This is a genomic window from Microbacterium sp. JZ70 (assembly GCF_053903225.1).
Window position 1 is genome coordinate 1,118,179 of sequence record NZ_CP096405.1, and the last position, 25,358, is coordinate 1,143,536.

The following is a 25,358-nucleotide window of genomic DNA, read 5'->3' on the forward strand; positions in this document are numbered from 1 at the left end:
CTGAATAGGCTGGATCAGTGACCCCGATTCATGACGCGAACCTGCGCGGATTCGCCTCCGACAACTACGCCGGCATCCACCCCGAGGTGCTCGCGGCGATCGCCGACGCGAACGCCGGACACCAGATCGCCTACGGAGAGGACGTCTACACCGCCCGCCTGCACGAGGTGCTCGCCGAGCACTTGGGCGGGCCCGTGGCCGCGTTCCCCGTGTTCAACGGCACGGGCGCGAACGTCACGGCGCTGCAGTCGATGCTGCCCCGCTGGGGCGCCGTGATCGCGGCCTCGACCGCGCACATCAACGTCGACGAGCAGGGGGCGCCCGAGCGCATCGGCGGCATGAAGCTCCTCACGGTGCCCACCGAGGACGGCAAGCTCACCCCCGACCTCATCGACCGCGAGGCGTGGGGCTGGGGCGACGAGCACCGCGCGCAGCCGCTCGTCGTCTCGATCACGCAGGCGACCGAGCTCGGCACCGTCTACACCCCCGAGGAGATCCGCGCGATCGCCGACCACGCGCACGGCCTCGGCATGCGCGTGCACCTGGACGGCGCGCGCCTCGCGAACGCCGCGGCCGCGCTCGACCTCCCGCTGCGCGCCTTCACGCGCGACGCGGGCGTGGACGTGCTGTCGCTGGGCGGCACGAAGAACGGCGCGATGCTCGCCGAGGCGATCGTCGTGCTCGACCCCGCGGCGTCGGACGGCCTCACCTTCCTCCGCAAGATGAACATGCAGCTCGCGTCGAAGATGCGCTTCGTGTCGGCGCAGCTCGTGGCGCTCTTCGACGGCGACCTGTATCTGCGCAACGCCCGCCACGCCAACGCCATGGCGCGGCGACTGCGCGCGGGCGTCGAGGCGGGCCTCGCGGACGGCTCGATCCGCGGCGTGCGGTTCACGCGCGAGACGCAGGCGAACGGCGTGTTCGCCATCCTCCCGGACGGCGTCGCCGATCGCCTGCGCGAGAGCGTCCGCTTCTACGACTGGGACGAGTCGGTCGGCGAGGTGCGCTGGATGTGCAGCTTCGACACCACCGAGGACGACGTCGACGCGTTCGTCGCCGCGATCGCGCGCGAGACCTCGCGCTGACCGCCGCGGGGCGGCGTCACCGCAGCAGCGGCGCCGCCTCCGCCGCGAAGGCCGCGAACGGGCGCGCGGCGCGACCCGTGACGCGTTCGACGTCGGGTGAGACACGCTCGGCCTCGCCCGCTGCGTAGTGCGCGTAGTCCTCGAGGAGGCCCTCCACCTGCCACGCGGGAAGGAGCCCCTCGAGCGACCGGGCGAACGCCGGCGCGGGGACGTCGACGAAGCGGATGTCGCGCTCGGCCGCACGCGCGAGCGCGCTCGCCATCTCGGCGTGCGTGAGCGCGGCGGGCCCGGTGAGGTCGAGCACGCCCAGACCCGTCTCGGACACGAGGGCGTGCGCGGCGACCGCTCCGATGTCGTCGACGTGCACGGCGCTCACGCGGGCGTCGCCGATCGGCGCGGGCACGATCCCCTGCGCGCGGATGAGGTCGCGGTACACGAGCAGGCCCTGCATGAAGAGGTTCGGCCGCAGGGCGGTCGAGGCCATCCCCGACGCGCGCAGCGCGGCCTCGACCACGGCGTGATAGCGCAGGAAGCGCACGGGGGAGTCCTCCGCCGCCGCGAACTGCGACAGCAGGACGATGTGCGCGACGCCCGCCTCACGTGCGGCCTCGAGGAACGCGAGCTGCTGGTCCTGCGCGCGCTCGGTCGAGGGCGTCACGAGATAGGCCGCGCCGACCCCCTCGAGCGCCCGCGCGACCGCGTCGCGGTCGTCGAAGTCGCCGCGGACGATGGTGCCGTCGCCGGGGAGAGGGGCATCGTCTCGGCGGGTGAAGCCGCGGTAGGCGATGCCGCGAGCGGCGAGGGCGCGGGCCGTGGCCGACCCGGTCGCGCCGGTGACGCCCGTGACGAGGACAGAGGGTGTGGTGTGCATGGATTCTCCTTTTGTAGAGTGATCAATCACTCACTGATGGATGGCGGTTGGAAGGAAGGGTGCGGTCAGGGGTGTCGGATGCCCGCCGTCAGCGCGCGAGCCCAGTCGGCGTCGACATCGTCGAGGCCCGCGGTCACGACGAGGTGGCACAGCTGGCCATAGGCGACGAACCGCTGCACCTGCGGGGGAGTGCCGCCCGAGCGCTCGGCGGCGAGCTCGGCGACGCGGCCGAGCCCGTGGCGGAGCGCGGCGCCGACCTCGGCGATCTCGGCAACGGACTGCGCGTGCACCTGGAGCAGAAGGAGGTCGCGGTCGGCGATGAGTGCGGCGTAGGCGCCGCCCATGGCGTCGAGCACCGCGTCGGCATCCTCTCCCTGTGCCGTGTCGGCGCCTCGTTCGAGCGCATCCACGACGAGGTCGAAGCACCGCTCCACGGCCGCGGCGAAGAGCTGCTCCTTGCGCGGGAAGAGCTTGAACGCGTACGCGGCGGAGATCCCGGCCTCGGCCGCGACAGAGGCGACGCTCGTGCCCGCGTAGCCGCCGCGCGCGAACCGGCGCACGGCGGCGTCGACGAGGTCAGGGCGTCGGGCGTCGGCGGTGAGGAGGGTTCGCGGCATGTGAGTGACTGTACACTCACTCTTCGCGGTCGGCAAGCGCAGCTGCGCTGCAGGGCGATGAGGCAGACTCGAGGGGATGGCCTCCTCCCTGCTCGACCGCATCCGAACGATCGACGGCGATGCGGACGCGCTCTACGACGCGTTCACCGCGTGGACGACCGAGCGCGGGCTCACGCTCTACCCCGCTCAGGACGAGGCGCTGATCGAGCTCGTCTCGGGCAGCAACGTCGTCCTCGCGACGCCCACGGGCACGGGCAAGTCGCTCGTCGCGATCGCCGCGCACGCGATCGCGCTCGCCCGCGGCGGCCGCACCTACTACACGGCCCCCATCAAGGCGCTCGTGAGCGAGAAGTTCTTCGCGCTCGTCGACATCTTCGGGGCCGAGAGCGTCGGGATGGTCACGGGCGACTCGTCGGTCAATCCCGACGCCGCGATCGTCTGCTGCACCGCCGAGATCCTCGCGAACCTGGCCCTGCGCCAGGGGGCCGACGCCCCCGTCGATCAGGTCGTCATGGACGAGTTCCACTACTACGGCGACGCGGATCGCGGATGGGCCTGGCAGGTTCCGCTGCTGCTCCTGCCGCGCGCGCAGTTCCTCCTCATGTCGGCCACGCTCGGCGACACGACGGCCATCCAGGAGGACCTCACCCGGCGCACGGGACGGCAGACGACGCTCGTCGCGGGAGCGGAGCGGCCCGTGCCCCTGCATCACTCCTACTCCGACCATCCGGCGCACGAGACCGTCGAGCGGCTCCTCGAGGAGCGCGAGACGCCCGTGTACATCGTGCACTTCTCGCAGGCGGCGGCCATGGAGCGCGCCCAGGCGCTCGCGAGCGTCAAGGTCACCACCCGCGAGCAGCGCGACGAGATCGCCGAGGCGATCGGCGGATTCCGCTTCACGACCGCGTTCGGCAGGACGCTCTCGCGCCTCGTGCGATCGGGGATCGGCGTGCACCACGCGGGGATGCTCCCGCGCTACCGCCGCCTCGTCGAGACGCTCGCGCAGCGCGGGCTCCTCCGCGTCATCTGCGGGACCGACACCCTCGGGGTCGGCATCAACGTGCCCATCCGCACCGTCATGATCACGGCGCTGTCGAAGTACGACGGCACGCGCATGCGACGGCTGTCGGCGCGCGAGTTCCACCAGATCGCGGGCCGCGCCGGCCGCGCGGGGTACGACCCGTACGGCAACGTCGTCGTGCTCGCCCCCGACCACGAGATCGAGAACGCGCAGGCCCTCCGCAAGGCCGGAGACGACCCCGTCAAGCGCAAGCGCGTGCAGCGCAAGAAGGCCCCGACCGGGTTCGTGTCGTGGAGCGAGCAGACCTTCGACAAGCTCGTGGAGGCGGAGCCGGAGGCGCTCCAGCCGCAGCTGCAGATCACGAGCGCGATGCTCATCAACGTGATCGGCCGCGGTGGAGACGTCTTCGCGAATGTGCGCGCACTCGTGTTCGACAACCACGAGCCGCGGAGCCGGAAGTACGCGCTCGCACGTCGGGCGCTCGCGATCTTCCGCACGCTGCGCGAGGCCGGGATCGTCGAGGTCGACGCCGACGGGCGCATCCACCTCGTCGTCGAGCTGCAGCCGAACTTCGCGCTCAACCAGCCGCTGTCGCCGTTCGCGCTCGCGGCGATCGAGCTGCTCGACCCCGAGGGCGGAGCCGACGGCGTGGGCACCGGCTCGTACGCTCTCGATGTCGTGAGCGTCATCGAGGCGACCCTCGACGACCCGCGGGCGATCCTGTCCCAGCAGGAGTTCAAGGCGCGCGGCGAGGCCGTCGCCGCCATGAAGCGCGAGGGCCTCGAGTACGAGGAGCGCATGAGCGCTCTCGAGGAGATCACCTACGCCAAGCCCCTCGCCGACCTCCTCCAGCAGTCGTTCGAGGTGTTCGCGACGAGCCAGCCGTGGGTGCGCGACTTCGAGCTGCGCCCCAAGTCGGTCGTGCGCGACATGTTCGAGCAGGCGATGTCGTTCGCGGAGTTCGTGAACTGGTACCAGCTCGGGCGCAGCGAGGGCCTCGTGCTCCGCTACCTCAGCGACGCGTACCGCGCCATCCGCCAGACCGTGCCCGCCGAGGCGCGCACCGAGGAGCTGCGCGACATCATCGAGTGGCTCGGCGAGCTCGTCCGCCAGGTCGACTCGAGCCTCGTCGACGAGTGGGAGGCGCTCGCCTCGGGCGCGGACGGCGACGACGCGACCTCCGTCGTGCCGCCGGCGCCGCCATCCGTCACGGTGAACCGGCGCGCGTTCACCGTGCTCGTGCGGAACGAGATGTTCCGGCGCGTGCAGCTCGCGGCGCTCGAGAAGGACGAGGAGCTCGAGGCGCTCGACCCGGACGTCGGATGGCCGCACGCCCTGGACCGCTACTACGCCGACCACGAGTCGATCGGCACGGGCGGCGCCTCCCGGTCGCCCGCGCTGTGTCGGATCGAGGAAGCGGGGGCGTTCTGGCGGGTCGAGCAGACGATCGACGACCCCGAGGGCGACCACGACTGGCGCATCCGCGCCGAGGTCGACCTCGAGGCGTCGGCCGAGGCCGGCACCGCGATCGTCCGCGTGACCGAGGTCGTGCGGCTCTAGACGGGGCCTATGCGGACGTCGCGTCGAAGCCGCGCGCGATCGCCGCGCCGGCCGAGAGCCACGCGCGCTGCGTCGCGGGCTTCAGGGCGCCGTAGTGCAGCAGGCCGCCGATCATCGCCGGGTCGTACGGGATGCTCACGACGTCGCGCGCGAGGGCCCGGTATCCGTCGACCACCTTGCGGTGCTCGCTCGAGGGCGCGTTCGGGTCGGCCTGGCTCACGACCGCGACGGCGTTCCGCGCGAGGCGCGCCGAGCGCTCGTCGCGCATCGCGAGCGCCTCGAGCAGCAGGGCGCCGGCCTCGGCGTGCTCCGCGCGCGACGTCGTCGCGACGACGAGCTGGTCGGTGTGGTCGATCATCTGCAGCCACACGGGGTCGGACTCGTCGTTGCCCGAGTCCATGACGATGAGGCGGTAGTACTTCGCCGCGACGGCGTGGATGCGGTCGACGTCTGCCGCGTCGATGCGCTGCTGCTCGGCGAGCGCCATCGGCTGCGAGCGGAGCACGTCGAAGCGGTCGCGGGTCTGGTGGTGCGCGAAGCGCGCGAGATCGGCCGACTGCGCGCTCGACGAGAGCAGGTGATCGGTCTCGGGCAGCAGCTCGTGCAGCGTCGACTCGTGCGGCCCCTGCTCGGTGCGCCATCCGAGCGTGCCGCGCGTCTGGTTGTTGTCCCACGCGAGCACGCCGGCGCCGCCGAAGCGCGCGAAGACGGCCGCCGTGAGGATCGTCGTGGGCGTCTTGCCCGAGCCGCCCTTGCCGTTGACGACGGCGATCGTGCGGGGCCCCGCCCAGTGCTGGGAGACCGCGGCCTGGTCCTCGCGCTCGGCGCGCTCGGCCGACCCCGGCGGAACCCGCATGCCCGCGCGCACGAGCGCGCCCCGCCATCCGCGGGTCGCGGGCTCCTCGATGCGCTCAGGGGCCAGGAACGACGGGCGCTGCGCGCCGCCGTCGGCCGGCGTGCTCGCGGGCTGCGGCGCGGGGCTCGAGGGCTGCGGCGCTGGGCTCGCGGGCTGCGGGGCGGACCCCGTGCGCATGGGCCCGGGCTGCCCCGCCGCGCGCGCGGGAGCCGGGGCGGGGGCGGGCGCGGATGCCTGCTGCGGCGAGGGCTCGAACGTCACGGGGATGCGCGTCACGATCTGCGTGTCGGCGGCGAGGAGGTCGTCATCGGCGGTCTCGCCGCCCGCGGGTGCAGGTTCGGCGGCGCCCTCGTCGGAATCGACGCGGCCGTCGGGGTGCACGAGGAGCGGCCAGTCGCCGTCGGGCTCGTGCACCGTCACATGCACGGGGCCGGAGAGCATGGCGGCGATCTCGGCGGCCCGGCGCACGATCTCGCGGCGCGCATCCTCGACGAGCGTCGTCGTGATCTGCTGCGGCGTCTCGTCGACGGTGAGCTCGGCGGATCCGTCGGGGCGGATCACAGCCGAGAGCCCGGCCTGGCTCGAGTCGTCAAGCATCTGGTCGTCTCCTCTGGGGAAAAGGCCGATGTCATCGGCGAACGTCGCTCTCAGCCTACAGACGTCGACATCACTGCCCGCGGTGAGAGAGGGCAGAACTGCCCACGCCGCGTCACGAGCGGTCGTCGGCCTCGCGGCGATCGCGCGCGACCTCGTCGGCGAGCGCGCTCATCGTGTCGGTGAGCATGGCCACGTCGAGGTCGGCCGCCGGCGAGAGAGCGCGTGCCCAGACCCGCCGCAGCCGCTCGAGGTTCGCCTCCGCGAGCGGCGTGATCGCGACGACGACGCCGCGGCCGTCGCCGGCAGGCCGCGAGCGGCTGACGAGGCCGAGGCGCTCGAGCTGGCGCAGGGCCTCGCTCACATTGGGGCGCTTGAGCGCGAGCCGGTCGGCGATCCCGCTGGGCGAGACGCCCGGATGGTGATGCACGAAACGCAGCACCATCCGCGCGGTCGCGGTGAGCGGGATGATCTCAGGATCCTCGCCGACGCGGAGATCGAGCTCGCGCGCGAGGGTGAGGACGGCGTCCGCCAGGTCGGCGAGGGCGGCGCGGGTCGGGACGTCGTCGGGCATGCGTTCAGGCTATCGGGTGGTATAGTTATGTACGCATAACTACCTGGAGGATCACATGACCACGGGAACCATCGCCGCGCCCGGCGCCGCCGTCCGCGCGAGCGGGATCACGGGAGGCCTGCTCGCCGTGCTCGCATTGCTCTCCGCGGTGGCGCCGTTCGCCACCGACCTCTATCTGCCCGCGTTCCCGCAGCTCGCGGCCGAGCTCGGCGCCGACGCGACCGGCGCCCAGCTCACCCTCACGGGCTTCCTCGTCGGCGTGGCGGCAGGGCAGCTCCTCTTCGGCCCGCTCTCCGACCGGTTCGGGCGGCGCGGACCGCTCCTCGCGGGCGCGATCGCGCTCGTGGTCGCGAGCGCCGCGGCGGTCGTCGCCCCGACCCTCGAGATCCTCATCGCCGCGCGTGTGGTGCAGGGGCTCGCGGGGGCGGCCGGCATGGTGCTCGGCCGCGCGGTCATCTCCGACCTCGCGACCGGACCCGCAGCGGCACGCGCCTTCAGCCTCATGATGATCGTCGGCGGCGTCGCCCCCGTGATCGCTCCGCTCGTGGGTGGATTCATCTCGGCGCCCCTGGGCTGGCGCGGGGTGCTCGCCGTCGTGCTCGCGATCGCGGTCGCGATGCTCCTGGCCGTGCTCGTGGTGGTGCGCGAGACCCATCCGGCGTCAGCGCGCGCCCGCCGCGCACCCGGCGCGGCCACCGGCGCGCGGGCTCTGCGCACGCGCGGCTATCTCGGCCACGCGCTCGCGTTCGCGTTCGCCTTCGCGGTCATGATGGCCTACATCTCGGCCTCGCCGTTCCTCTACCAGACGATGATGGGCTTCGACGAGGTGCAGTACGGACTGCTCTTCGGCGTCAACGCACTCGCTCTCATGGCGACGAGCGCGCTCTCGGCGCGGCTCGCGGACCGGGTCGCGCCGCGCCGGCTCCTGGGGTGGGGCCTGACCGGCTCGCTCGCGGGCGCGGTGCTCTTCCTCGCGATCGCGGTCTCCGGCGCGCCGGCGCCCCTCCTCGCGGCGGCCGTGTTCATCGCGGTCGCGCCGCTCGGGCTCGTCCTCGGAAACGCCACGGCCCTCGCGCAGGCGGCGGCTCCCGGTGTGGCCGGCCTCGCATCGGCCGTGCTCGGCGCGCTGCAGTTCGGCCTCGCCGCGCTCGTCTCGCCCCTCGTCGGCCTCGGCGGGGAGACGACGGCGGTCCCCTGCGGCATCGTCATGGCGGTGTCGGCCGCCATCGCGCTCATCGCCTTCCGGCTTGCGCATTCGGAAAGAACTGCGGTTCTTGCGTCACCGAGTGGCCGCAAAGACCCCGATCACTGCGCATAGCCTGGAGTCGCCACGAGCAGCGCGGGCACAGCGGCCCGCCGACCGAAGGAGACAGAGCCAGCGTGAGCCAGCAGTTCGAAGCACGTCGCGCCGAGTGGATCGCCCGAGAGGAGCTGGCCGAGCGGATGATCCCGCTCATCGGCCGCCTGTACCGCGAGCTCGGCATCGTCACATCCATCCACGGCCGCCGCCTGCTGAACATCTCGCCCGTCGAGATCCTCCGCACCCACCGCTACACGCGCAAGGTCGGCGACGAGGTGCTGCGGCCCGAGAAGACCTACGCCGTGCTCGAGGCGCTCGAGACGCTCCGACCTGGCCCGGCCTCGATCGACGTCGCGCGTCTCGTCGCGCGCTTCGACGCGCGCGGGGGCTCCTACGCGACCGACGAGCTCGTCGACTTCCTCCGCGAGGAGCTGGCCGAGGTGCTCACGGCCCGCGAATCGAAGCCCACCGACGTCGTGCTGTACGGTTTCGGGCGCATCGGGCGCCTCCTCGCGCGCATCCTCATCGCCCACCAGGGCGACGGCTCGGGCCTGCGTCTGCGGGCGATCGTCGTGCGCAGGGGATCGGCAGACGACCTCAAGAAGCGCGCGAGCCTCCTGCGCCGCGACTCGGTCCACGGCCCCTTCGCGGGGACGATCGAGATCGACGAGGAGAACGAGACGATCCTCGCGAACGGCACGCTCATCCAGGTCATCTACGCGAACGACCCTGCGGCCGTCGACTACACGCAGTACGGCATCTCCGACGCGATCGTCGTCGACAACACGGGCCGCTGGCGCGACGAGGAGGGGCTCGGCCAGCACCTCCGCGCGACGGGCGTCTCGCGCGTGCTCCTCACGGCACCCGGCAAGGGCGCGATCAAGAACATCGTGTCGGGCATCAACAGCGAGGACATCTCGCCTGAGGACCGCATCCTCTCGGCGGCGTCGTGCACGACGAACGCGATCACGCCGGTCCTCGCGGCGGTCGATCAGGCCTTCGGCATCCGCCACGGGCACGTCGAGACGGTCCACTCGTACACGAACGACCAGAACCTCATCGACAACTTCCACAAGGGCGACCGCCGCGGGCGCTCGGCGGCCCTGAACATGGTCATCACGGAGACGGGCGCCGCGAAGGCCGTCGCGAAGGCGCTGCCGCAGCTCGCCGGCCGGCTCTCCGGCAGCGCGATCCGCGTGCCCACGCCCGACGTGTCGCTCGCGATCCTCAACCTGCAGCTCGAGCGCCCGACCACGAAGGACGAGATCAACGCCTACCTGCGGCAGACGTCGCTCACGTCGCCGCTTCGCCAGCAGATCGACTACGTCGAGTCGCCCGAGGTCGTCTCGACCGACTTCGTGGGCAGCAACCGCGCGGGCATCGTCGACGGCCTCGCGACCGTCGCCGGCGAGGAGAGCGTCGTGCTGTACGTCTGGTACGACAATGAGTTCGGCTACTCGTGCCAGGTCGTCCGCGTGCTCGAGAAGATGGCGGACGTGCATCCGACGATCCTCCCGGTGCGCGAGCCCGTCGTGCTCGGCGCGGAGGCCGCGGTCGACGCCGTGGAGCCCGCGGCGGTCTGAGCTGCACCCAGACGACGCTCGTCGCTACTTGGCGACGAGCGTCGTCTCGAAGCTGTACATGTCGGGCCGGTAGCAGTGCCGCCCGAACTCGATCGCGCGCCCTGACGCGTCGTAGGCCACGCGCTCCATCGTGAGGAGCGGCCCGCCTCGGTCGACGTCGAGCAGCTCCGCCTCGTCGCCGTGCTCGCGACGCGCGCCGATGCGCTGCTTCGCGACCCGGATGGTCACGCCGCGCGATCGCAGGATCTGATAGAGACCCTGCTGCTCGAGCTGCTCGAGCGAGATGTCGGCGAGGTCGCCCGGCAGCCAGTTCTCGAGGAGGGCGACCGGAACGCCGTCGGTGCTGCGCTGTCGCCGCAGGTAGAGGACGTCGTCGCCGGCCGCGACGCCGAGACGCTCGGCCACGTCGGCCGGGACCGCGCGCACCTCGCGCGTGAGCACGCGCGTCGCCGGGTCGTGGTGCGCGCTCTTGAGGTCCTCGTAGAGGCTCGTGAGCTCGACCTGCCGCGTGACCTGGCCCTGCACGACCTGCGTGCCGATGCCGCGCCGGCGCACGAGCAGGCCCTTGTCGACGAGCTCCTGGATCGCGCGGCGCACGGTCGGGCGCGAGAGCCCGAGTCGATGCCCGATGGCGATCTCGTTCTCGAGGCGCGCGCCGGGAGGGATGTCCCCCGAGCGGATGGCCTGCTCGAGCCGGCTGGACACCTGGAAGTAGAGCGGCACGGGCCCCGTGCGATCGAGGTCCGCGAAGAGTTCGTCCGGCCACACGGCCTCGTCGGCTGCCATCGCTGCGCTCCTCCTCGATCGTCAGGATGTGATGTCCCGACAACCTTACCCGCCTCGACCTTTGTCACCTCGGATTGACTGTTGCACGCCGCCGCTCTTGTGATATTGTCAGGACATAGATCGACCCGCGGGCGCAGCCGCCCAGTCACGACAACGGAGTATGACGATGAGCACCTCACCCGACGTCCTCGCGATCGGCCGCCTCGGCGTCGACATCTACCCGCTGCAGGACGGCGTGGGCCTCGAGAAGGTCGAGACGTTCGGCAAGTACCTCGGCGGGACGGCCGCCAACGTCTCGGTCGCCGTCGCCCGCTACGGCCACGACTCGGCCCTCGTCTCGCGCGTCGGCGACGACCCGTTCGGCCGCTATCTCCTCGGCGAGCTCACCCGCCTCGGCGTCGACAACCGGTACGTCGCGACCGACCCGACGCTGAGCACGCCCGTCACCTTCTGCGAGATCTTCCCGCCCGACGACTTCCCCCTGTACTTCTACCGCGAGCCCAAGGCGCCCGACATGAACGTCGACGCGGCGCAGATCGACCTCGACGCCGTCCGCGCCGCGCGCATCCTCTGGTTCACGACGACCGGGCTGAGCGAGGAGCCGAGCCGCGAGGCGCACCACGCGGCCCTCGCCGCGCGCGAGCGCCGGACCCACACCATCCTCGACCTCGACTACCGCCCGATGTTCTGGGAGGACCCGGCGCTCGCGACCGAGCAGATCGGCCAGGTGCTCGACCAGGTCACCGTCGCCGTCGGCAACCGCGAGGAGTGCCAGGTCGCGGTCGGCGAGACCGAGCCGCAGCGGGCGGCCGACGCCCTCCTCGAGCGCGGGGTCGAGCTCGCGATCGTGAAGCAGGGGCCCCGCGGGGTGCTCGCGAAGACGCGCGACGAGGTCGTCGAGGTCCCCGTCCATGCGGTCGACGTCATCAACGGCCTCGGCGCGGGCGACGCGTTCGGCGGCGCCCTCTGCCACGGACTTCTCGAGGGCTGGAGCATCGAGCGCACGCTGCGCTTCGCGAACGTCGCGGGCGCGATCGTCGCGTCGCGCCGCGAGTGCTCGACCGCCATGCCGACGGCCGACGAGGTCGAGAACACCCTCCAGGGAGCATGACATGACCGCACTCTCCGCAGCCGACTTCGAGCGGCTCCGCGACGTCCGCGCCCACCGGCCCGACGAGATCGGCGCCGCGTTCGCCGCCCGCCGTCGCCGCGACGTGCTGCGCGGAGACGGCCGGCTCTTCATCGTGGCCGCCGACCACCCCGCGCGCGGCGCGCTCGCGGTCGGCTCCGACCAGACGGCCATGGCCGACCGCTACGAGCTCCTCGAGCGTCTCGCGATCGCGCTCGGCCGGCCGGGCGTCGACGGCGTGCTCGGCACGCCGGACATCATCGACGACCTCGCGGCGCTCGGGCTGCTCGACGACAAGGTCGTCGTCGGGTCGATGAACCGCGGCGGCCTGCGCGGTGCGGCGTTCGAGATGGACGACCGCTACGGCGCGTACGACGTCGCCACGATGGCGGCGAAGGGCATCGACTTCGCCAAGACCCTCATCCGCGTGAACCTCGGCGATCCCGCCACGGCGCCGACGCTCGAGGCCACGGCCCGCGCCGTGAACGAGGCGGCGGCCGCGCGGCTGCCGATCATGCTCGAGCCGTTCATGAGCGAGTGGCGCGACGGCCGCATCGTCAACGACCTGTCGACCGACGCGGTCATCCTCTCCGTCGCGATCGCGGCGGGGCTGGGCGCCGACAGCGCCTACACGTGGATGAAGCTGCCCGTCGTCGACGACATGGAGCGCGTCATGGCTGCCACGACCATGCCGACCCTGCTGCTGGGCGGCGACTCCGGCGCCGACCCCGATGAGACGTTCGCCGCCTGGGAGGGCGCGCTCGCCCTGCCCGGCGTGCGCGGCCTCACCGTGGGCCGCACGCTCCTCTACCCGCCCGACGGCGATGTCGCGGCGGCCGTCGACACGGCCGCGCGCCTCGTGCACCGCGACATCCCCGCGTCCGTCTGACCCCGACCATCCGAAGGACACCCCATGAGCACCATCACCGACACGACGGTCATCGGCCACTGGATCGACGGCGCACCGCGAGCGTCGCAGAGCGGGCGCACCGCACCCGTCTACAACCCCGCGACCGGCGCTGTGAGCGCCGAGGTGGCGCTCGCCGACGAGAGCGAGATCGACGCCGCGATCGCGTCGGCGCAGCGCGGCTTCGAGACGTGGAGCCGGTTCTCGGTCGCGAAGCGGCAGACCGTGCTGTTCGCGTTCCGCGAGCTGCTCAACGCGCGCAAGGGCGAGCTCGCCGCGATCATCACGGCCGAGCACGGCAAGGTGCTCTCCGACGCCATGGGCGAGATCCTGCGCGGCCAGGAGGTCGTCGAGCTCGCCACCGGGTTCCCGCACCTCATCAAGGGCGCGTTCAGCGAGAACGCCTCGACGGGCATCGACGTGTACTCGATCAAGCAGCCTCTCGGCGTGGTGGGCGTGATCAGCCCGTTCAACTTCCCGGCCATGGTGCCGATGTGGTTCTTCCCCATCGCGATCGCGGCCGGCAACGCGGTCGTGCTCAAGCCGAGCGAGAAGGACCCCTCGGCGGCGCTGTGGCTCGCGCAGCTGTGGAAGGAGGCCGGGCTGCCGGACGGCGTGTTCACGGTCCTTCAGGGCGACAAGCTCGCCGTCGACGGCCTCCTCACCGACCCGCGCGTGCAGTCCGTGTCGTTCGTCGGCTCGACGCCCATCGCGCAGTACATCTACGAGACCGCGTCGAAGCACGGCAAGCGCGTGCAGGCGCTCGGCGGCGCGAAGAACCACATGCTCGTGCTGCCCGACGCCGACCTCGACCTCGTCGCCGATCAGGCGATCAACGCCGGCTACGGCGCGGCGGGGGAGCGGTGCATGGCCATCTCGGTCGTGCTCGCGGTCGAGCCGGTGGCCGACGAGCTCATCGCGAAGATCTCCGAGCGGATCGCGAAGCTCCGCATCGGCAACGGCGCCGGCGTCGACGGCGTCGAGCCCGACATGGGTCCGCTGATCACCGCGCAGCACCGCGAGAAGGTCGCCGGCTACGTCGACATCGCCGAGCAGGATGGCGCCACGATCGTCGTCGACGGGCGCGACTTCCGCGTCGAGGGGCACGAGGACGGCTTCTTCTTCGGCCCGACGCTCATCGACAAGGTGCCGACCACCTCTCGCGCGTACCAGGAGGAGATCTTCGGGCCCGTGCTCGAGGTCGTCCGCGTGCAGAGCTTCCAGGAGGGCGTCGACCTCATCAACTCCGGGCAGTTCGGCAACGGAACCGCGATCTTCACGAACGACGGCGGCGCGGCACGCCGCTTCCAGAACGAGATCCAGGTCGGCATGATCGGCATCAACGTGCCGATCCCCGTGCCGGTCGCGTACCACTCGTTCGGCGGATGGAAGCAGTCGCTGTTCGGCGACGCGAAGGCGTACGGCGTGCACGGCTTCGACTTCTTCACGCGCGAGAAGGCCGTCACGAGCCGCTGGCTCGACCCCGCGACCCACGGCGGCATCAACCTCGGCTTCCCCCAGAACGACTAGATGACGAGGCGAGCGGAGCGAGCCGCTCCCGGTCGTTGAGCGAGCGCCAGCGAGTCGAAACGCCGCGAGACGACCCCGAGAACGACGAGAAGAGAGATGGACATGACGGACCAGCGCTGGTTCCACCGCCGCGGCGCGCTCGCGCGCGACGGCTGGGAGACCGTCGTCGACGGCTCGATCGAGGGCTGGGAGCACACGGGCCTGCGGGTCGCGCAGCTCGCGGCCGGCGACGAGCTCGCGCTCGAGCCCGGCACCGAGAAGCTCGTGGTGCCGCTCGCGGGCGCGTTCGAGGTGCGCACGGGGGATGCCGCCTACGCGCTCGCGGGCCGGCGCTCCGTGTTCGACGGGCCGACGGACGTGCTCTACCTGTCGACCGCGGAGCAGGGCGTGCTGTCGGGGGAGGGGCGCGTGGCGGTCGCGACATCGCCGACCGAGAGGGTCTTCGCCACGCGCCTCATCCCCGCCGCCGACACGCCGGTCGAGCTGCGCGGCGCGGGGGCCTCGAGCCGTCAGGTCCACAACTTCGGCACGCCCCAGGCGCTCGACGCGGCGCGGTTCATCGTGTGCGAGGTCATCACGCCTGCTGAGAACTGGTCGTCGTACCCGCCGCACAAGCACGACGAGCACCTGCCGGGCCACGAGTCGCGCCTCGAGGAGATCTACTACTTCGAGACGGCTCCCGCCCGGGTCGGAGGCGCGAAGGGCACGCCGGAGGCCTCCTTCGGCATGTTCAGCACCTACTCCTCGCCCGCGGGCGAGATCGACATCAACGCGCAGGTGCGCACGGGCGACGTCGCGCTCGTGCCGTACGGCTACCACGGCCCCGCCGTCGCCGCGCCGGGCTACGACCTCTACTACCTCAACGTGATGGCCGGGCCCGACGCCGAGAGGGTCTGGCTCATCAGCGACGACCCCGGGCACGCCTGGGTGCGCGAGACCTGGGAGGGGCAGGAGCTCGACTCCCGCCTCCCCTACGAGAACAAGGAAGGCTGATCCCATGGGCAGCACCAAGCGGATGACCGTGAGCCAGGCTCTCGTCGAGTTCCTGGCGCACCAGTGGACGGTCGACGGCGACCGCCGCGAGCGCACGATCCCCGGCGTGTTCGGCATCTTCGGCCACGGCAACGTCGCGGGCGTGGGGCAGGCGCTCAAGCAGATCCACGAGGAGCAGCCGGGCCTCATGCCGTACTACCAGGCCCGGAACGAGCAGGCCATGGTGCACCAGGCCGTCGGGTACGCGCGCATGCACCGTCGCCGTGCGACCTTCGCGTCGGCCGCGTCGGTCGGCCCCGGAGCGGCGAACATGCTCACCGGCGCGGCGCTCGCGACCTCCAACCGCCTGCCGGCTCTGCTCCTGCCGAGTGACACGTTCGCGACGCGCGTCGCCGACCCCGTGCTGCAGCAGCTCGAGCACCCGCACGACATCGGCATCCAGGTGACCGACGCCTTCCGCCCCGTGTCGCGCTTCTTCGACCGCGTGCAGCGCCCCGAGCAGCTGTACTCGATCGCGCTCGCCGCGATGCGCGTGCTCACCGACCCCGCCGAGACCGGGGCCGTCACGATCGCGCTCCCCGAGGACGTCCAGGCCGAGGCGATCGACGTGCCGCTCGCGTTCCTCCAGGACCGCGAGTGGCGCGTGCGCCGTCCGCGTCCGGATCGCGACGCGCTCGCGCTCGCCGTGCGGGCCATCCGCGGCGCGCAGCGCCCCTTCATCGTCGCCGGCGGCGGCGTGCTCTACTCCGACGCCGAGGAGCAGCTGCGCGCGCTCGTCGAGGCCACGGGCATCCCCGTGGGCACGTCGCAGGCCGGCGGCGGCGTGCTGAACTGGGACCACCCGCAGTACCTCGGCGGCGTCGGCGCCACGGGCACGCTCGCCGCGAACCGCCTCGCGGCCGAGGCGGACGTCGTCATCGGCATCGGCACCCGCTACAGCGACTTCACGACGGCGTCGCGCACGGCGTTCCAGAACCCCGACGTCGCGTTCGTGAACATCAACGTCGCGTCGTTCGACGCCTACAAGCACGGCACGCAGCTGCCGGTCGTCGCGGACGCGCGCGAGGCCCTCGTCGAGCTCCTCGCCGAGCTCGAGGGGCTCCGTGTGACCGGCGAGTACGCGGAGCGCATCGCGCGCGAGAAGGCCGCGTGGGACGCCACGGTCGACGCGGCGTTCGCCCGCTCGGGACTCGCGCTGCCGGGCCAGCCCGAGATCATCGGGGCCGTGCAGCAGGCGAGCGCCCCCGAGGACGTCGTCGTCCAGGCCGCGGGGTCGCTGCCGGGAGACCTCCACAAGCTGTGGCGCGTACGCGACCCGCTCGGGTACCACGTCGAGTACGCCTTCTCGTGCATGGGCTACGAGATCGCCGGCGGCATCGGCGTCAAGCGCGGCGCCGTGGCCGACGGCTCGGACCGCGACGTGATCGTCATGGTGGGCGACGGGTCGTACCTCATGCTCAACACCGAGCTGGTGACGGCCGTCGCCGAGGGCATCAAGATCATCGTCGTGCTCATCCAGAACCACGGGTACGCCTCGATCGGCCACCTGTCCGAGACGGTCGGGTCGGAGCGCTTCGGCACGAAGTACCGGGCCTACGACCCGCAGGCCCGCGACTTCCAGGGCGAGGACGTCCTCCCCGTCGACCTCGCGATGAACGCGCGCAGCTACGGCATGGACGTCATCGAGATCGAGCCGACGCCCTCTGCGGTCGACGACCTCCGCGACGCGATCGCGCGCGCCAAGGCGTCCGACCGGTCGACCTTCATCCACATCAACAGCGACCCGCACATCTACGCGCCCGACGGCGCGGGATGGTGGGACGTCCCGGTCGCGCAGGTGTCGACGCTCGCATCGACCCAGGCGGCCAGGGCGGAGTACGAGCAGCAGGTCCAGGCGCAGAAGCCGCTCATCGGCTGAGCGCGGGCATCGACAGGAGACACAGCATGACCGACAGCATCCCCGACGACGCAGACATCGTCGTCCGCTCCGACGCCGGCCTGCGCATCGGCACCGCGCCGGACTCGTGGGGCGTGTGGTTCCCCGACGACCCGAAGCAGGTGCCCTGGCAGCGGTTCCTCGACGAGGTCGTCGAGGCCGGGTACACGTGGATCGAGCTGGGCCCCTACGGCTATCTGCCGACCGACCCGCACCAGCTCGAGGACGAGCTGGGCAGCCGAGGGCTCCGGCTCTCGGGCGGCACGGTCTTCACGGGATTCCACAAGAGCGACGACGAGTGGCAGCGCGCATGGGACCAGGCCGTGAAGGTCGCCGGTCTCGCGTCGCAACTCGGCGCCGAGCACATCGTCGTCATCCCCGACCTCTGGCGCAGCGACGCCACGAGCGAGGTGCTCGAGGCGCGCACGCTCTCCGACGAGCAGTGGGCGAAGCTCGCCGCGGGGCACGACCGGCTCGGCAAGGCGCTCCTCGAAGAGTACGGCGTCCGCCAGCAGTTCCACTCGCACGCCGACAGCCACGTCGGCACGACCCGCGAGGTGCTCCGCTTCCTCGACGAGACCGACCCGCGCTACACGAACCTGTGCCTCGATACCGGGCACTTCGCGTACTACGGCGGCGACAATCTCAAGCTCATCGAGGAGCGGCCGGACCGCATCGGGTACCTGCACCTCAAGCAGGTCGACACGTCGCTGCTCTTCGACGTGCTCAAGAACGACGTGCCGTTCGCCGAGGCGGTCAGCCAGGGCATCATGATCGAGCCGCCGCACGGCGTGCCCGACCTCGGCCCGATCATCGAGGCCGTCGCGGCGATCGACCCCGACATCTTCGCGATCGTGGAGCAGGACATGTACGGCTGCGACGTCGACACCCCGTTCCCCATCGCGAGCCGCACCCGCCAGCACATCTTCAGCTGCACGCACTTCGCGCGCCAGCACTGAGTCTCCAGGAGAAGACGACATGAGCCAGGACCTCCGCATCGGCGTCGTGGGCGCAGGCGCCATGGGCGCCGACCACATCGCCCGCATCACGCAGCGCATCAGCGGCGCCCGCGTCGCGGCGATCATCGAGCCCGACGCAGGGCGCGCCGAGTCCGCCGCGGGGAACGCGCCGGGGGCGCAGACGTTCACCCGCATCGAGGACGCGATCGCGGCCGACGCCGTCGACGCCGTGCTCATCGCGACGCCGGGTCAGTTCCACCTGCCCGTGCTCGAGCCGGCGCTCGCCGCGGGCCTGCCGATCCTCTGCGAGAAGCCGCTCACGCCCGACTCCGAGACGTCGCGCCAGGTGCTCGAGCTCGAGCAGCGACTCGATCGGCCGCACATCCAGGTCGGCTTCATGCGCCGCTTCGACCCCGAGTACGCCCGGCTGCGCGAGCTCGTCGCCTCGGGCGAGGCGGGCGAGCTGCTCATGGTGCGCGCCGTGCACCGCAACCCGAGCGTGCCCGACAGCTACAGCCAGACGATGCTCATCACCGACTCGGTCGTGCACGAGTTCGACGTCGTGCCGTGGCTCGCCGGCTCGCCGATCGTCAGCGTCGAGGTGAAGTACCCGCGTCGCAACGACCTCTCGCCCGAGCGCCTGCGCGAGCCCATCCTCGTGCTCATCGAGCTCGAGAACGGCGTGCTCGTCGACGTCGAGATGAACGTCAGTGTGCAGTTCGGCTACCAGGTGGCGACCGAGGCCGTCTTCCAGCAGGGGATCGCCCGCATCGGCCAACCGTCCGGGCTGCAGCTGTGGCAGGCGGGCCGTGTCTCAACCGCCGAGCACGTGAGCTTCACGACGCGGTTCGCGACCGCGTACGACAACGAGATCCAGCGCTGGGTCGACGCCGTGCGCGACGGACGCCTCGTCGACGGCCCGAACGCGTGGGACGGCTACCTCGTCGCGCTCGCGTGCGAGGCCGGCGTGCGCGCGCTCGACGGCGGCGTGCAGCCGGTCGACGCACCCGCCCGCCCCGCCTTCTACGCCTGACACCGAAGGAGCACGACGATGGTCCGCATCGCCCTCGATCCGACGCCGTTCCACGACGGGCACGCGCTGCTCGAGTTCCCCGACATCGCCGCACGGCTGGGCTACACGCACCTCCAGCTCACGCCTCACGCCGACTTCTCGCCCTTCTTCCGCTACCCGAAGGCCGACGACGGCCTCGTGGCGAAGCTGAAGAAGGCCGCGAGGGATGCCGGCGTGTCGATCCCGGCCATCCTCCCGGTTCAGCGCATCTCGTGGCCCGACGAGCCGCAGCGCCAGGCGGCCGTGCGGAACTTCCGCCGGATCATCCAGCTCGCCGTCGAGCTCGAGGTGCCCGTCATCAACACCGAGTTCTCGGGCCGCCCCGAGCGTCAGGAGGACTCCGAGGCGGCGTTCTACACCTCGATGGAGGAGCTCCTGCCGATCATCGAGCGCGAGGGCCTCCGCCTCAACGTCGATCCGCACCCCGATGACTTCGTCGAGGACGGCCTCGAAGGATGGCGCGTGCTGCGGGGGCTGAACTCCTCCGCCGTCGGCTTCGTGTACGTCGCCTCGCACACGTTCCACTACGGCGACCGCGCGACGACGCTCCTGCCCGAGATCGGCGACCGCGTCGGCGCCGTGTACACGGCCGACACGTTCGACCACACGCGCTCCCACGGGCTCCGCTACATCACGAACCCGCCGGGCAACGCGGTGCGCGTGCACCAGCACCTGAAGATCGGCGACGGCGACGTGAACTGGGACGAGCTCTTCACGACGCTCCGCGAGATCGGCTACCTCGACCGCGACGACGCGCTCATCGTGTCGAACGTGTTCGCCGAGGACGAGAACCGCGACGAGGTGTCGCGCTACCAGCTCGAGAAGCTGCGCGAGCTGATCGGATCCTGACCCATGACCAAGCTGTCGATGAACGTCACGACGACCTTCTACGGCAACGTCGTGAGCGACATCGCCATCGCGAAGGCCGCGGGCTATGGCGGGATCGAGCTGCAGAGCCCCAAGCTCTACCGGTACCTCGACGCGGGCTACGCCGTCGAGTCCCTGCCTCCCCTCCTCGAGGGGATCGAGGTGTCGGGCATCGGCGCCGTCCTGGATCTCGAGCGACGCGGCGCCGGCCGCGAGGCGCTCCTCGCCGAGGTCGAGCGGATGGCCGACATCGCCGTCGTCGTCGGCGCCCCCATCCTGCAGATGTGCACCGGCCCCGTCGACTGGGAGGTCGTCAAGGACTTCCGGGCCGGACGCCTGTCGGCCGACGACGTGCGCTACCGCGGCACGCTCGGGCTCCCCGAGAGCGATGCGCTCGATGTGGCCGCGACGAACGTGCGCGAGGCGGCCGCCATCGCAGCCGACCGCGGCCTCGACCTCTACCTCGAGCCGCTCGCCTGGTCGAACCTCAACCGGCACCGGCACTCCCTCGAGATCATCGAGCGTGCCGGCCGCGACAACGTCGGCATCGCGCTCGACACGTGGCACTACTGGACGACGGGCGACACCCTCGAGGAGGTCGCCGCGACGCCGAAGGAGCTCATCAAGGCCGCGCACATCTCCGACGGCCTCGACCTCGACCGGGAGCACGACGTGCCGGATCAGAGCGTGCACCGCAACGTCGTCATCGGCGGCGGCGCCATCCCGCTGCAGGAATGGGTCGATGCGATCAAGTCGACGGGGTACGACGGCTGGTGGGTGTCGGAGATGTTCTCCGACAAGGCGAACGAGCACGACTTCCTCGAGGTGGCCACGACCATCCGCGGGCTCCTCCACATCCTCGTGTCCTGAGAAGGCAGACCATGCAGCGCTTCGCCCTGATCGGAGCCGGCTTCATCGGCTCCGTCCACGCCCAGAGCCTCGCGGCCCATCCCGCCGTCGACTTCCGCCTCGTCTACGACGTCGACAGCGCCCGCGCGGAAGCGCTCGCCACGGCGCACGGCGCCCGCGCGGCGCGCTCGCTCGCCGAGGCCTTCGATCCCGAGCTGGTCGACGCCGTCTTCATCGCCTCGTCGACCGACACGCATGCCGAGAACCTGCGACGCGCCGCCGACGCCGGTCTCGCCGTGCTCGTCGAGAAGCCCATCGACCTCGACCTCGTGCACGCCGCCGAGACCGTCGCGCACGTCGAGCGGGCGGGCGTCCCCGCCATGGTCGACTTCAACCGCCGGTTCGACCGCGACCACGCCGAGCTCAAGCGGCTCGTCGACGAGGGCGCGGTGGGCGAGGTCGCGCTCGTGCAGCTCACCTCGCGCGGGCCGGCGCTGCCGCCGCTCGACTACCTGCGGGTGTCCGGCGGCCAGATGCGGGACCAGACGGTGCACTTCTTCGACCTCGCGCGGTGGATCACGGGCCTCGAGCCCGTCGAGGTGCACGTCGCGGGGTCGGCGCTCGCCGACCCGCGCGTGGCCGAGATCGGCGACGTCGACACCTCGGCTGCGACGCTGAAGCTCGCCGGAGGGGCGCTCGTCCAGATCGACAGCGTGCGGCACACGGGCTACGGCTACGACGAGCGCATCGAGGTGCTGGGCTCGACGGGGATGGCCGAGTCCGGTCGCATGCGCGCCGGCGGGGTCACCCACTTCCGCGGCACTGAGGCGGTGTCCGACGGCCTCCACGCCGGATGGTTCGAGCGCGTGCAGCCGACCTACGCCGCCGCGCTCGGCGCGTTCGTGTCGGCGCTCGAAACGGGCGCTCCCGTGCCCGTCGGCCTGCGCGACGGGCTCCGCGCGCAGGCGATCGCCGAGGCGGCGACGCGCTCGCTCGCGTCGGGGCGCAGCGAGCCCGTCGACGCCCTCGTCTGACGGCGCGACGAAAGGGCCCGATCCGCATCGCCTGCGGATGGGGCCCCTTCTTCGTGCACCGCGTCAGCGTCGGCGACGCCGTGTGTCCTCCTCGACGGTGCGGATGGCCTCGGTGCGGCCGCCGAGCTCCTTGAGCTCGTGGCTGAGCTCGGCGAGCTCGTCGCCGCCGGCCATCTGGCGCGTGAGCTCGTCGAGGGTGACCTCGTCGCGCTTGCGGTCGAGGACGGCCTGGCCGAGCTTGAGGATGACGAAGTGGTCGCCCACGAGGTACGCGTGGTGCGGGTTGTGCGTGATGAAGACGACGCCGAGGCCCGCGTCGCGGGCCGCGGCGACGTACTTGAGCACGACGCCGGACTGCTTGACGCCGAGGGCTGCGGTGGGCTCGTCGAGGATGAGCACCTTGGCCCCGAAGTAGACGGCGCGGGCGATCGCGACGCACTGGCGCTGGCCTCCGGAGAGCTCGCTGATGGGCTGGTCGAGGTCCTTGACGACGATCCCCATCTTGCGCAGCTCGGCATCGGCGATCGCCTTCATGTCGCGGATGCTCATGCTCGCGAGCGGGAAGCGCGAGCGGACGAGCTCGGAGCCGAGGAAGAAGTTGCGCCACACCTCCATGAGGCCCACGACGGCGAGGTCCTGGTAGACCGTCGCGATGCCGTCCTCGAGCGCCTGGCGGGGGGAGTCGTAGCGGCGCTCGGCGCCCTCGACGAGGAGGGTGCCCTCGGTGTGCGGGTGGAGTCCGGCCATGATCTTGATGAGCGTGGACTTGCCCGCGCCGTTGTCGCCGAGCACGCACGCGACCTCCCCGGCGTTGACGGTGAGGTTGATGCCCTTGAGCGCTCGGATGGCGCCGTAGCTCTTGCCGACCTCGGTCATCTGGATGAGCGGCGCGCCGCCGCGGGGGCTCTCGGTCATCGTCGTCACCCGACCTTCCGTGCGGTGGAGAGCTTCTTGACATAGAGGTTCACGAGGACGGCGATGACGAGCATCGCCCCGAGGAAGGAGCGGAACCAGTTCGGGTCCCATCCGGCGTACACGATGCCGAGCGAGGTCATCCCGAAGATGAAGGCGCCGATGGCCACGCCGATGGCGTTGCCGAAGCCGCCCGTGAGGAGCGTCCCGCCGACCACCGCGGCGATGATGTAGAGGAACTCGTTGCCGACGCCGTTGCCCGCCTGGAGCGTGTTGAACCGGAACAGCGTGTGCATGCCGACGAACCAGCCGAGGAACGACACCGTCATGAACAGGCCGATCTTGACGGCGACCACGGGCACGCCCACGGCGCGGGCGGAGGCCGCGTTCCCGCCGACCGCGTAGATCCAGTTGCCGACGCGCGTGCGCTGGAGGATCCACGCGGCGAGGGCGACGAACGCGATCCAGTAGAGGACGCTGTTCCAGATCGTGATCCCGCCGATCTGGAACGACCCGGCGAAGATCGTCCGGAGGATGTCGTAGCCGTCCATCCGCGAGATGTTCGGGCTCGCCACGGCGCCGGTGACGAGCTTGGTGATGCCGAGGTTCGCACCCTGGAGGATGAAGAACGAGCCGAGCGTGATGAGGAAGCTCGGGATGCCCGTGCGCATCACGAGGTAGCCGTTGACGAAGCCGACGCCGAGGCAGAACACGAGCGAGAGGACGGCCCCGACGATGAGGTTGATGCCGAGGTAGTACGAGAAGAGCGCGTTGAAGAGCCCCGCACTCGTGACGATGACGCCGGCGGAGAGGTCGAACTCCCCGCCGATCATGAGCAGGCCGACCGCGACGGCGACGATGCCGATCGTGGAGGCCTGGTAGAGCACGGTGAAGAGCGCGTCGGCCGAGCGGAACGCGGGCGCGACGGCGAGGAAGAACACGAAGATGAGCGCCGCGGCGACCGCCGCGCCGACCTCCGGACGGGCGAGCAGGCGGTGCGACCAGCCGAGCTTCACCCGGTTCGACGCCTCCGACGGAGCGGAGGAAGCGAAACCCTGTGACATGGGTACTCCTGGTGGTGGGGGAGGGCGGGCCCTGCGGCCCGCCCTCCGCGGTGGTCAGCGGGTGTTGTTCTCGGCGAACGGGAGGATCGTGTCGATGTTCGACTCGTCGACGAACGACGGGCCCGTCAGGACGGGCTTCCCGCCGCCGATGTCGTTGCCGTTCTTCAGGTAGAGGTAGAGCGACGTGACGGCCATGTACCCCTGCACGTACGGCTGCTGGTCGATCGAGAACTCGATCTGGCCGTCCTTGATCGCCTGCGCGGCGTCGGCGTTGAGGTCGAACGTGATGAGCTTCGCCTCGCTGCCGGACTGCTCCATCGCCTTCAGCGCGTCCAGCGCGATGGGAGCGCCGAGCGTCACGATGTAGTCGATCGACGGGTCCTGCTGGAGCTTCGCCTGCAGGCTCGCCACCACGGCGGAGTCGTCGGCGCCGTTCACCTGGATGTTCTCCGTGCCCGGCACGGCGCTCTTCACGCCCGCGCAGCGCGCCTCGAGGGCCACCGAGCCGGCGGCCTGGATGACGCACAGCGGATGCGCGCCGCCGGCCTCGGCGATGCGCTCTCCCGCCGTCTGCCCGGCGAGCGTCTCGTCCGAGCCGAAGTACATGAGCGCGCCCACCTCCTGGTACTGGTCGATCCCGGAGTTGAAGCCGACGAGCGGGATGCCCGCATCGGCCGCCGCCTGCACCGACGCCGCAAGCGCGTCGGGGGTCGCGAGCGTGGTCGCGATGCCGTCGACGTTCGAGTCGATGGCGGTCTGGATGAGCTGGGCCTGCTTGTCGGCCGCCGGGTCGTTCGAGTACTGCAGCGTCGCTCCGACGTCCTTCGCGGCCTGCTCGGCGCCGGCGCGGATCTTGTCCCAGAACGTGTCTCCCGGGGTCTCGTGCGTGACCATCGAGATGACGTAGCCGGAGTCGCCGCCGCCTCCTCCGGACCCGTCATCGGCCGTGTTCTGCTGCGGCGCGCCGCCGCCGCTGCAGGCGGTCAGTGCGAGGACGGTCGCGAGGGCTCCCGCCCCCAGGAGCTTCCGAGGAGTGATCGTCGCCATGAGTGGTCCTTTCGGGAGGGCCGACCCCGTGCGCGCCCAGGGCGGCGCGCGGATGCCCGCGGACGGTCCGCGGGCGGGCAGAGGATGCCGTGCGCGGGCGGGCCGCTCTGCCCATCCGCGGTGCGTGGCCGGCGTCCTCGTCGGCACTGCGATCACTGTGACCCGTCATCGCGCGCTTGTCAACAGATTGTCAAGACATAGTGTCATTTTCG

Annotated in this window: 22 protein-coding genes; 14 read left to right on the top strand and 8 right to left on the bottom strand. The window is 71.5% G+C overall.

Annotation, left to right across the window (positions count from 1 at the left end):
- Positions 1 to 17 precede the first annotated feature (17 nt).
- Positions 18 to 1,085 (top strand): threonine aldolase family protein, encoded by a 1,068-nt coding sequence (locus tag M1D46_RS05060; RefSeq protein WP_456286815.1) that lies wholly within the window; start codon positions 18 to 20, stop codon positions 1,083 to 1,085.
- 16 nt (positions 1,086 to 1,101) lie between these two features.
- Here the strand turns inward: M1D46_RS05060 and M1D46_RS05065 are convergent, their stop codons facing one another.
- Both M1D46_RS05065 and M1D46_RS05070 read right to left on the bottom strand, forming a co-directional pair.
- The gene (locus M1D46_RS05065; protein ID WP_456286816.1) at positions 1,102 to 1,956 is read right to left on the bottom strand and encodes an NmrA family NAD(P)-binding protein; all 855 of its coding nucleotides are present in this window, start codon (positions 1,954 to 1,956) and stop codon (positions 1,102 to 1,104) included.
- Between the two features lie 65 nt (positions 1,957 to 2,021).
- The gene (locus M1D46_RS05070; protein WP_456286817.1) at positions 2,022 to 2,573 is read right to left on the bottom strand and encodes a TetR/AcrR family transcriptional regulator; all 552 of its coding nucleotides are present in this window, start codon (positions 2,571 to 2,573) and stop codon (positions 2,022 to 2,024) included.
- A gap of 76 nt (positions 2,574 to 2,649) precedes the next feature.
- On the opposite strand from M1D46_RS05070, the gene M1D46_RS05075 reads away from it, so the two are divergent.
- A complete protein-coding gene (locus M1D46_RS05075; protein ID WP_456286818.1) occupies positions 2,650 to 5,154 on the top strand; it encodes a DEAD/DEAH box helicase in 2,505 nt (834 codons plus the stop codon).
- Positions 5,155 to 5,161: 7 nt separating this feature from the next.
- On the opposite strand, the gene M1D46_RS05080 is transcribed toward M1D46_RS05075, so the two are convergent.
- Both M1D46_RS05080 and M1D46_RS05085 read right to left on the bottom strand, forming a co-directional pair.
- Positions 5,162 to 6,607, bottom strand: coding sequence for a MinD/ParA family ATP-binding protein (locus M1D46_RS05080; protein ID WP_456286819.1), 1,446 nt, complete (start codon positions 6,605 to 6,607; stop codon positions 5,162 to 5,164).
- 112 nt (positions 6,608 to 6,719) lie between these two features.
- Positions 6,720 to 7,178 (bottom strand): MarR family transcriptional regulator, encoded by a 459-nt coding sequence (locus M1D46_RS05085; protein WP_271173209.1) that lies wholly within the window; start codon positions 7,176 to 7,178, stop codon positions 6,720 to 6,722.
- 55 nt (positions 7,179 to 7,233) lie between these two features.
- On the opposite strand from M1D46_RS05085, the gene M1D46_RS05090 reads away from it, so the two are divergent.
- Entirely contained in the window at positions 7,234 to 8,496 is a 1,263-nt protein-coding gene (locus M1D46_RS05090) for a multidrug effflux MFS transporter (RefSeq protein WP_456286820.1), read from the top strand.
- Between the two features lie 62 nt (positions 8,497 to 8,558).
- Positions 8,559 to 10,061: a glyceraldehyde-3-phosphate dehydrogenase gene (locus M1D46_RS05095; RefSeq protein ID WP_455970564.1), complete on the top strand. Its 1,503-nt coding sequence runs from the start codon at positions 8,559 to 8,561 to the stop codon at positions 10,059 to 10,061.
- A 24-nt stretch (positions 10,062 to 10,085) separates the two neighbouring features.
- On the opposite strand, the gene M1D46_RS05100 is transcribed toward M1D46_RS05095, so the two are convergent.
- On the bottom strand, positions 10,086 to 10,847 hold the full coding sequence (locus M1D46_RS05100) for a GntR family transcriptional regulator (protein WP_271173206.1): 762 nt from the start codon (positions 10,845 to 10,847) through the stop codon (positions 10,086 to 10,088).
- A gap of 166 nt (positions 10,848 to 11,013) precedes the next feature.
- Between M1D46_RS05100 and iolC the strand changes: the two genes are divergently transcribed.
- The 10 genes from iolC (at position 11,014) to M1D46_RS05150 (ending at position 22,123) form a co-directional block, all read left to right on the top strand.
- On the top strand, positions 11,014 to 11,958 hold the full coding sequence (iolC, locus tag M1D46_RS05105; RefSeq protein ID WP_282979063.1) for a 5-dehydro-2-deoxygluconokinase: 945 nt from the start codon (positions 11,014 to 11,016) through the stop codon (positions 11,956 to 11,958).
- A gap of 1 nt (position 11,959) precedes the next feature.
- Positions 11,960 to 12,865 carry a class I fructose-bisphosphate aldolase gene (locus tag M1D46_RS05110; protein ID WP_271173204.1) on the top strand — a complete coding sequence of 302 codons (906 nt, stop codon included), beginning with the start codon at positions 11,960 to 11,962 and terminating at the stop codon, positions 12,863 to 12,865.
- Positions 12,866 to 12,889: 24 nt separating this feature from the next.
- Complete coding sequence (locus tag M1D46_RS05115) at positions 12,890 to 14,413, top strand: CoA-acylating methylmalonate-semialdehyde dehydrogenase (protein WP_282979062.1); 1,524 nt, start codon at positions 12,890 to 12,892, stop codon at positions 14,411 to 14,413.
- Between the two features lie 102 nt (positions 14,414 to 14,515).
- Positions 14,516 to 15,406: a 5-deoxy-glucuronate isomerase gene (gene iolB, locus M1D46_RS05120; protein WP_456286821.1), complete on the top strand. Its 891-nt coding sequence runs from the start codon at positions 14,516 to 14,518 to the stop codon at positions 15,404 to 15,406.
- Positions 15,407 to 15,410: 4 nt separating this feature from the next.
- On the top strand, positions 15,411 to 17,324 hold the full coding sequence (gene iolD / locus M1D46_RS05125; RefSeq protein ID WP_456286822.1) for a 3D-(3,5/4)-trihydroxycyclohexane-1,2-dione acylhydrolase (decyclizing): 1,914 nt from the start codon (positions 15,411 to 15,413) through the stop codon (positions 17,322 to 17,324).
- Positions 17,325 to 17,350: 26 nt separating this feature from the next.
- The gene (locus M1D46_RS05130; RefSeq protein ID WP_271173200.1) at positions 17,351 to 18,301 is read left to right on the top strand and encodes a sugar phosphate isomerase/epimerase family protein; all 951 of its coding nucleotides are present in this window, start codon (positions 17,351 to 17,353) and stop codon (positions 18,299 to 18,301) included.
- A 19-nt stretch (positions 18,302 to 18,320) separates the two neighbouring features.
- A complete protein-coding gene (locus tag M1D46_RS05135; RefSeq protein ID WP_456286823.1) occupies positions 18,321 to 19,334 on the top strand; it encodes a Gfo/Idh/MocA family protein in 1,014 nt (337 codons plus the stop codon).
- Positions 19,335 to 19,352: 18 nt separating this feature from the next.
- On the top strand, positions 19,353 to 20,222 hold the full coding sequence (locus tag M1D46_RS05140; RefSeq protein WP_324012571.1) for a sugar phosphate isomerase/epimerase family protein: 870 nt from the start codon (positions 19,353 to 19,355) through the stop codon (positions 20,220 to 20,222).
- Between the two features lie 3 nt (positions 20,223 to 20,225).
- Positions 20,226 to 21,110, top strand: coding sequence for a sugar phosphate isomerase/epimerase family protein (locus tag M1D46_RS05145; RefSeq protein WP_456286824.1), 885 nt, complete (start codon positions 20,226 to 20,228; stop codon positions 21,108 to 21,110).
- An 11-nt stretch (positions 21,111 to 21,121) separates the two neighbouring features.
- Positions 21,122 to 22,123, top strand: coding sequence for a Gfo/Idh/MocA family protein (locus tag M1D46_RS05150; RefSeq protein WP_456286825.1), 1,002 nt, complete (start codon positions 21,122 to 21,124; stop codon positions 22,121 to 22,123).
- 63 nt (positions 22,124 to 22,186) lie between these two features.
- On the opposite strand, the gene M1D46_RS05155 is transcribed toward M1D46_RS05150, so the two are convergent.
- The 3 genes from M1D46_RS05155 to M1D46_RS05165 are packed head-to-tail and all read right to left on the bottom strand — an operon-like array spanning position 22,187 to position 25,146.
- Positions 22,187 to 23,038: an ATP-binding cassette domain-containing protein gene (locus M1D46_RS05155; protein ID WP_324012566.1), complete on the bottom strand. Its 852-nt coding sequence runs from the start codon at positions 23,036 to 23,038 to the stop codon at positions 22,187 to 22,189.
- Positions 23,039 to 23,043: 5 nt separating this feature from the next.
- Positions 23,044 to 24,099 carry an ABC transporter permease gene (locus M1D46_RS05160; RefSeq protein ID WP_282979051.1) on the bottom strand — a complete coding sequence of 352 codons (1,056 nt, stop codon included), beginning with the start codon at positions 24,097 to 24,099 and terminating at the stop codon, positions 23,044 to 23,046.
- Positions 24,100 to 24,153: 54 nt separating this feature from the next.
- Positions 24,154 to 25,146, bottom strand: coding sequence for a substrate-binding domain-containing protein (locus M1D46_RS05165; protein ID WP_456286826.1), 993 nt, complete (start codon positions 25,144 to 25,146; stop codon positions 24,154 to 24,156).
- Between the last annotated feature and the right edge of the window lie 212 nt (positions 25,147 to 25,358).

Excerpts from the sequence above, each read along its gene's own strand:
- M1D46_RS05065 (WP_456286816.1), bottom strand. The coding sequence starts at position 1,956 with ATGCACACCACACCCTCTGTCCTCGTCACGGGCGTCACCGGCGCGACC.
- M1D46_RS05070 (WP_456286817.1), bottom strand. The coding sequence starts at position 2,573 with ATGCCGCGAACCCTCCTCACCGCCGACGCCCGACGCCCTGACCTCGTC.
- M1D46_RS05075 (WP_456286818.1), top strand. The coding sequence starts at position 2,650 with ATGGCCTCCTCCCTGCTCGACCGCATCCGAACGATCGACGGCGATGCG.
- M1D46_RS05080 (WP_456286819.1), bottom strand. The coding sequence starts at position 6,607 with ATGCTTGACGACTCGAGCCAGGCCGGGCTCTCGGCTGTGATCCGCCCC.
- M1D46_RS05085 (WP_271173209.1), bottom strand. The coding sequence starts at position 7,178 with ATGCCCGACGACGTCCCGACCCGCGCCGCCCTCGCCGACCTGGCGGAC.
- M1D46_RS05090 (WP_456286820.1), top strand. The coding sequence starts at position 7,234 with ATGACCACGGGAACCATCGCCGCGCCCGGCGCCGCCGTCCGCGCGAGC.
- M1D46_RS05100 (WP_271173206.1), bottom strand. The coding sequence starts at position 10,847 with ATGGCAGCCGACGAGGCCGTGTGGCCGGACGAACTCTTCGCGGACCTC.
- iolC (WP_282979063.1), top strand. The coding sequence starts at position 11,014 with ATGAGCACCTCACCCGACGTCCTCGCGATCGGCCGCCTCGGCGTCGAC.
- M1D46_RS05110 (WP_271173204.1), top strand. The coding sequence starts at position 11,960 with ATGACCGCACTCTCCGCAGCCGACTTCGAGCGGCTCCGCGACGTCCGC.
- M1D46_RS05115 (WP_282979062.1), top strand. The coding sequence starts at position 12,890 with ATGAGCACCATCACCGACACGACGGTCATCGGCCACTGGATCGACGGC.
- iolB (WP_456286821.1), top strand. The coding sequence starts at position 14,516 with ATGACGGACCAGCGCTGGTTCCACCGCCGCGGCGCGCTCGCGCGCGAC.
- iolD (WP_456286822.1), top strand. The coding sequence starts at position 15,411 with ATGGGCAGCACCAAGCGGATGACCGTGAGCCAGGCTCTCGTCGAGTTC.
- M1D46_RS05130 (WP_271173200.1), top strand. The coding sequence starts at position 17,351 with ATGACCGACAGCATCCCCGACGACGCAGACATCGTCGTCCGCTCCGAC.
- M1D46_RS05135 (WP_456286823.1), top strand. The coding sequence starts at position 18,321 with ATGAGCCAGGACCTCCGCATCGGCGTCGTGGGCGCAGGCGCCATGGGC.
- M1D46_RS05140 (WP_324012571.1), top strand. The coding sequence starts at position 19,353 with ATGGTCCGCATCGCCCTCGATCCGACGCCGTTCCACGACGGGCACGCG.
- M1D46_RS05145 (WP_456286824.1), top strand. The coding sequence starts at position 20,226 with ATGACCAAGCTGTCGATGAACGTCACGACGACCTTCTACGGCAACGTC.
- M1D46_RS05150 (WP_456286825.1), top strand. The coding sequence starts at position 21,122 with ATGCAGCGCTTCGCCCTGATCGGAGCCGGCTTCATCGGCTCCGTCCAC.
- M1D46_RS05155 (WP_324012566.1), bottom strand. The coding sequence starts at position 23,038 with ATGACCGAGAGCCCCCGCGGCGGCGCGCCGCTCATCCAGATGACCGAG.
- M1D46_RS05160 (WP_282979051.1), bottom strand. The coding sequence starts at position 24,099 with ATGTCACAGGGTTTCGCTTCCTCCGCTCCGTCGGAGGCGTCGAACCGG.
- M1D46_RS05165 (WP_456286826.1), bottom strand. The coding sequence starts at position 25,146 with ATGGCGACGATCACTCCTCGGAAGCTCCTGGGGGCGGGAGCCCTCGCG.